Genomic DNA, 5,431 nt, shown 5'->3' on the forward strand with positions numbered 1-5,431 from the left:
GGTGAATTAACCATATCAGAAAGGGGGTCTTTTTTCATCACCTAATGGGTGATGAAGCAGATTACTTTAAAGACTATTAAATCAATGTTAGGAAAGACTATTAGTAAAACTATGAATTATTCAGGTTAATAATCCCCTATTAAGAAGTATATATTGAGTATAACCCGCATTAGATTTCAGAAATCTATGCAGGCACAATCAATTGGCCCCGTCATAGATCGTATCAAACGACCACGACGACGCTATTAAATGAATTTTGAAAATCATTTTGATTGTTAATAATACTCAATATCATATTAATCCCTCTTCTTAGTTTTTTTGTTATTTTCATAATAATGGATGATTATGAGAATGTCAACATTAATTATTCATTTTATTCTCATTTTATGAAAAATTTATAATTTAAAAACACTAGTCATGAAGTATGCATCAAAACCTAAAGCGGATTGACTGTCATCTCTAATAACTAGTGTTTAATTATTACGTTTTAATTTGATTTAGTTTATTCTGTTGGTCTCGATTTAGATAGTTTCCATTCACTCTTGTAGATTGAATAATATTAACAAAGGCATGAATGTCCGCTTCTCCTATTGCCATCTCTAAATCATAAAGTTCATATCGGTTAATAACAATCATCAGCGTATTGCGCGTCTTTTTCGAGTAGCCTCCACGTCCATCAAGAATCGTAATTCCACGATGGATACGACCATAAATTGACTTGACTACTTCATCTTCTTTATCGGTAACGATAAAGGCAGTTAAGCGTTGTTCGTTTGTATGAATTGAATTTACTACCCTAGAAGTTACATACATTGAAATTAATGTATATAAAGCAAATTCCCAAGAGTATAAAATTCCTGCACCAACGATAACAACCGAATTAATAAGTAGTGATAAAGACCCTACGTTTATTTGTACTAATCGGCTCATCACAAGAGCAATAATATCAATTCCTCCTGCTGACATACCAAATTTGATCGTTAATCCTCCGCCTAACCCATTAAGAGCTCCAGCAACGATTCCGTTAAGTAGCGGGTTTGCAGATACCTGTTGGACAGGAATGATTAAAGTAAAACCCGTCATAATAGCTACAACGATTACCGTTAAAATGGTAAAACGACGTCCCAACTTCATATAACTTAATATCAATAATGGAATATTAAGTAAGAAGTTTAATGTACCTGTCTGAATAATGTTTCCAAAGGGTGTGAATTGCTTTAGTGAATAGGTAATCAACTGAGAAATACCAGTAACTCCCCCACTATAAATGTCCCCAGGAATTAGAAACATATTCAGTGATACCGCAAAACATAAAGCCGAAAATAAAATAATAAAAAATTGGCTTAAAATATTAAGCGCAGGATATTGTGATAGAACTTTTTTTATCATTTGTGGTCACCTTACATTGCTTTACCTGATTCACCTAGCACATTTACTAAATCTGTTTGTAAGCCTTTAGCAATTCCCGAACCCATAACCAATGTTTGATATAATGGCTCAGCATCTTCACCCGTTCTTAACAGTGTTTTAAGGAAAACTTCTCCATCACCAGCTAGGTAAAGACTATAGTAACCTGTTTTCATCTCGTTTAATGAGTTAAGTAATTCATAAGCCTCTGCTTCTTTACTACGATCCGTTAGTAAGTGAACATGACGGTAGATGATTTGAGCATCAGAGTATTTATCTTTTGATGCTTGGATGATGACCTCTACAACGAGTGCACGTTCTGTAGTAAGACGAAAATTAAAGCGATATAATATATGTCCGTTTTCGATTTCTTTCTTGTTAAACGGAATATTCATTTCATTAAGTTTGTTTTCAAAATTAGTGTGAATGACAGACATGATTTCCCCTCCATAAATTCATTAATCAACAACAAGTTAAGTATATCATTTATTAGTTAAGGAACAAACCCTACACTTTTTAAACTTGACCTAATATCACTTGAATTACGAAAGAAACAATTACGACTAACAGTGAAATAATAAAACCATGTACCATAGGTAAAATTCCACTTTGAGTGACAGATTTAAAGTTTGTTCGTAAACCAATCGCTCCTAAACTCATGACCATAAAGAATTTACTTACCGATGATAAAGAGGACCCAAACTCAGCTGATATGACGCCAACAGAACGTAATATGACCATAATTAAAAAGAAGAGAATAAACCAAGGAATCACTCTCGTTAATTTAAATGTTGCGTCTGAACTTTCATCATCTTGACGGGCCTTTTGTTCAATCCGTTGATTAATAATCGAGTAAATAAATACAATTGGAACGATGGCTAATGTTCTAGTTAATTTAACAATCACAGCATAATTTCCTGCCGCTTCTGAGAAGGCATAGCTTGCAGCAACAACCGACGAAGTATCGTTAATTGCAGTCCCTGCCCATAATCCAAAGCCTAAATCAGTCATGCCGAAAAATTGTCCCGCAATTGGGAATAAAATAACCATTAAAATATCAAAAATAAATGTCGTTGATAAGGCATAAGCTATATCTTCATCTTTGGCTTTAATAATAGGTGAAACTGCAGCAATGGCACTGCCACCACACACACCTGTTCCTACGGAAATTAAGTTAGATAATTTCCAGTCCATATTAAACCACTTTCCTATCAAGTTACCAAATATAAAAGCGGTAGCTAAAGTAAATACCATCACTATTAGAGAGAACTTCCCAACCTCTACAACTTGAGTCAAGCTTAAAGACGCTCCCATTAGAACGATGGAGACTTTGAGCAATCGTTTCGCAACTAAATCTATTCCTGTAAAGGATGGTAACAACTTCTTTACAAGCGGATGCAGAACCATCCCGATTAACATCGCCATTACACTGGCTCCAATATACCCATTTGGCAAGACATTGGTAATCATTATTGAAACAACTGCTAATATCAAAGTCACTACAATTCCATATAGAGCATTTATAACTGTTGAATTCTTACGCATAATTATCTCCTATCTACTATATATAAAAAGAAGCCATAGAAATTAATAGCATTTCTATAGCTCTTTATTAAATTACATCCGACGTTAGAAATTTATTCTCGAAGTGGTCAATTGACTGACGTGCTTCGTCGGTTGTATTTGTCTCCATTAATTGGATGCGCAAATCATTGGCTCCTTTAAACTCGCGCACATAAATCTTAAAGTAGCGACGTAAAGGTCTGAAATGACGTTGCCCATCTTCATTATATTGATCAAATAAGTCTAGATGGAATCTTAATAAGTCTAATAATTCTTTTGGACTGTGGTCTTTTTTCTCTACTTCAAAAGCAAACGGATTTTTAAAGACACCACGTCCAATCATAACACCATCCACACCGTATTTCTCTACTAATTCCAAACCTGTTTGGCGATCTGGAATATCACCATTAATCGTAATCAATGTGTTTGGAGCAATTTCATCACGTAGTTTCATAATGTCAGGAATTAATTCCCAATGAGCGTCTTCTTTACTCATTTCTTTCTTAGTTCTTAAGTGAATCGATAAGTTAACAATATCTTGTTTTAACAAGTGAGTTAACCAACCTCTCCACTCGTCAACTTTTAAATAACCTAAACGCGTTTTAACACTTACGGGTAAACCTCCTGCTTTTGCAGCTTGGATAAGCTCAGCAGCGACGTCTTCTCGCTTGATTAAGCCACTACCACGCCCATGTTTTACCACATTAGGTGCTGGGCAACCCATATTAATATCAAGGCCGCTAAAGCCCATTTCTGCCATACCAATACTCATTTGTTCAAAGTACTCTGGACGATCTCCCCAAATATGAGCAACAATTGGCTCTTCATCTTCAGTAAAAGTTAAACGGCCACGAACACTTTCAATCCCATCAGGATGACAGTAACTTTCAGAGTTTGTAAATTCCGTAAAATATACATCAGGTTCTGCGGCTTTTTGAACGACATGGCGAAAAACAACATCCGTCACGTCTTCCATAGGTGCTAGGATAAAAAATGGTTTAGGTAAATCATGCCAAAAATTAGAAGTCATACTATTATCAATTCCTTTCTTAAGTCATTTCTTTCTTCATTGTGTCAGTAATATAAAATTCAAATAAAAAAGCTAAGAATAGCATCAAAGCCATTCTTAGCCAGTTTATTTCAAATAGCTTGATTAGTTCATTTACTAAAATACATGAAAATTATTAAGATTGATGAATTGGCAAAACATAGCATAACGTAAGATGTACTAAAAGTCTAGATTAAATGCTTGATAATCAGAACTAAATTAAGTTTTTTATAAATATATTTGATATAATAATAATGATTAATTATATAAAATGGTAGTTGATAGGATGGATGACAATTTCGATTCAATCGTCAAAGAAAAAATTAGACCCTATAATATTCTTAACAATGTCTTTTTTATTTTAGTCATTATAGGCGACTTTATATTAGCCGATAACATTTCTACCACTTATAGTTATGATACAACTGGATATTTTCCAGTCGAAACCACTACCACTGATAACTTCACTCTTTTCTCTGTTTTTATTAATATTGTTGGCTCTTACTCACTGCTATTTGTGTTTATACGTGTGACAATCTTGTCATATGGCGAAAAAATACGTGCAAATCTATATGATCAACAGATCTATTCAAAGTTATTTGAAATATCTTTGAAAGAATAAGTAAGGAGATGATTTTTTTGAAAAAAATATTATTATTTGCTGCCACCCTTTCATTATCATTCGTCGCTCCTATTAAAGCTCAAGATAAAGAATTTTATGATCAAAGTACTTATTAAACAGTTCTCGAACCTGGTATGTATAAAGTTGGCTCTACATTAGATGCAGGAATATATCGGATTATATCCGATGCTGAATATGGCATGTATGTGATTTCGTCAGATGCGAATCAAGAAGATATTATTGATTTTTCTGCTATTACGACTCATTTTTACTTTGTAGTTGTTGACGATCAATATTTAAAACTTGATGGAACAGTTGCCGTGCTATGGATGAAGTTGATCCTATATTCATTGAAGACAACACTATCGGACCTGGAACTTATTTCGTTGGTTATGATATACCTGCGGGAGAATACGAAGTCATCCAAGATGAAGAAACTGCAATGTATGTAATCTATGATTCTTTAGATAAATCAGAGATTGCCTCGATGTCAGCTATTACAAATAATGCCTTTGTTGAAGTTGAGGATGGCCAGTACCTTCAATTATATGGAGCAATCATTACAGATGATGCATTAGTAAATGAAAGAAGGCCTGATGAATCAATAAACTCTAACTCAAATTAAAGCAATTTAAAAAGAGCCTTCGAGGGCTCTTTTCTTTTTAAGGTTCTTGAATTTTTGGTGTTGGTGAGAGAAATCTCACTGACACCTTTTTTTGTATGTACACAAAAGCCAGTGAATTCCTATATAATAAAGTTACCATACATTACTAAAAGGAGAATTCACTTGG

At 33.9% G+C, this 5,431-nt stretch carries 5 protein-coding genes; 1 reads left to right on the forward strand and 4 read right to left on the reverse strand.

Going from position 1 to position 5,431, the window contains the following annotated elements; all coding sequences use genetic code 11:
* Positions 1-480: 480 nt before the first annotated feature.
* The 4 genes from ACEN4N_RS10910 to ACEN4N_RS10925 form a co-directional block, all read right to left on the reverse strand.
* Positions 481-1,389 carry a YitT family protein gene (locus tag ACEN4N_RS10910; protein WP_407090267.1) on the reverse strand — a complete coding sequence of 303 codons (909 nt, stop codon included), beginning with the start codon at positions 1,387-1,389 and terminating at the stop codon, positions 481-483.
* Between the two features lie 11 nt (positions 1,390-1,400).
* Entirely contained in the window at positions 1,401-1,844 is a 444-nt protein-coding gene (locus ACEN4N_RS10915; RefSeq protein WP_407090266.1) for a hypothetical protein, read from the reverse strand.
* Between the two features lie 79 nt (positions 1,845-1,923).
* Positions 1,924-2,952: a YeiH family protein gene (locus ACEN4N_RS10920; protein WP_407090265.1), complete on the reverse strand. Its 1,029-nt coding sequence runs from the start codon at positions 2,950-2,952 to the stop codon at positions 1,924-1,926.
* Between the two features lie 67 nt (positions 2,953-3,019).
* Entirely contained in the window at positions 3,020-4,000 is a 981-nt protein-coding gene (locus ACEN4N_RS10925) for a tRNA dihydrouridine synthase (protein ID WP_407090264.1), read from the reverse strand.
* Positions 4,001-4,965: 965 nt separating this feature from the next.
* Between ACEN4N_RS10925 and ACEN4N_RS10930 the strand changes: the two genes are divergently transcribed.
* Entirely contained in the window at positions 4,966-5,265 is a 300-nt protein-coding gene (locus ACEN4N_RS10930) for a hypothetical protein (protein WP_407090263.1), read from the forward strand.
* The last annotated feature ends 166 nt before the right edge of the window (positions 5,266-5,431 follow it).

Origin of the sequence: Ruoffia sp. FAM 20857 (assembly GCF_045528645.1) — a bacterium.
Classification (GTDB): Bacteria; Bacillota; Bacilli; order Lactobacillales; family Aerococcaceae; genus Ruoffia; species Ruoffia halotolerans.

What these genes read in the sequence shown, in the direction of transcription:
- ACEN4N_RS10910 (WP_407090267.1), bottom strand. Translation starts at nt 1,389, where the DNA reads ATGATAAAAAAAGTTCTATCACAATATCCTGCGCTTAATATTTTAAGC.
- ACEN4N_RS10915 (WP_407090266.1), bottom strand. Translation starts at nt 1,844, where the DNA reads ATGTCTGTCATTCACACTAATTTTGAAAACAAACTTAATGAAATGAAT.
- ACEN4N_RS10920 (WP_407090265.1), bottom strand. Translation starts at nt 2,952, where the DNA reads ATGCGTAAGAATTCAACAGTTATAAATGCTCTATATGGAATTGTAGTG.
- ACEN4N_RS10925 (WP_407090264.1), bottom strand. Translation starts at nt 4,000, where the DNA reads ATGACTTCTAATTTTTGGCATGATTTACCTAAACCATTTTTTATCCTA.
- ACEN4N_RS10930 (WP_407090263.1), top strand. Translation starts at nt 4,966, where the DNA reads ATGGATGAAGTTGATCCTATATTCATTGAAGACAACACTATCGGACCT.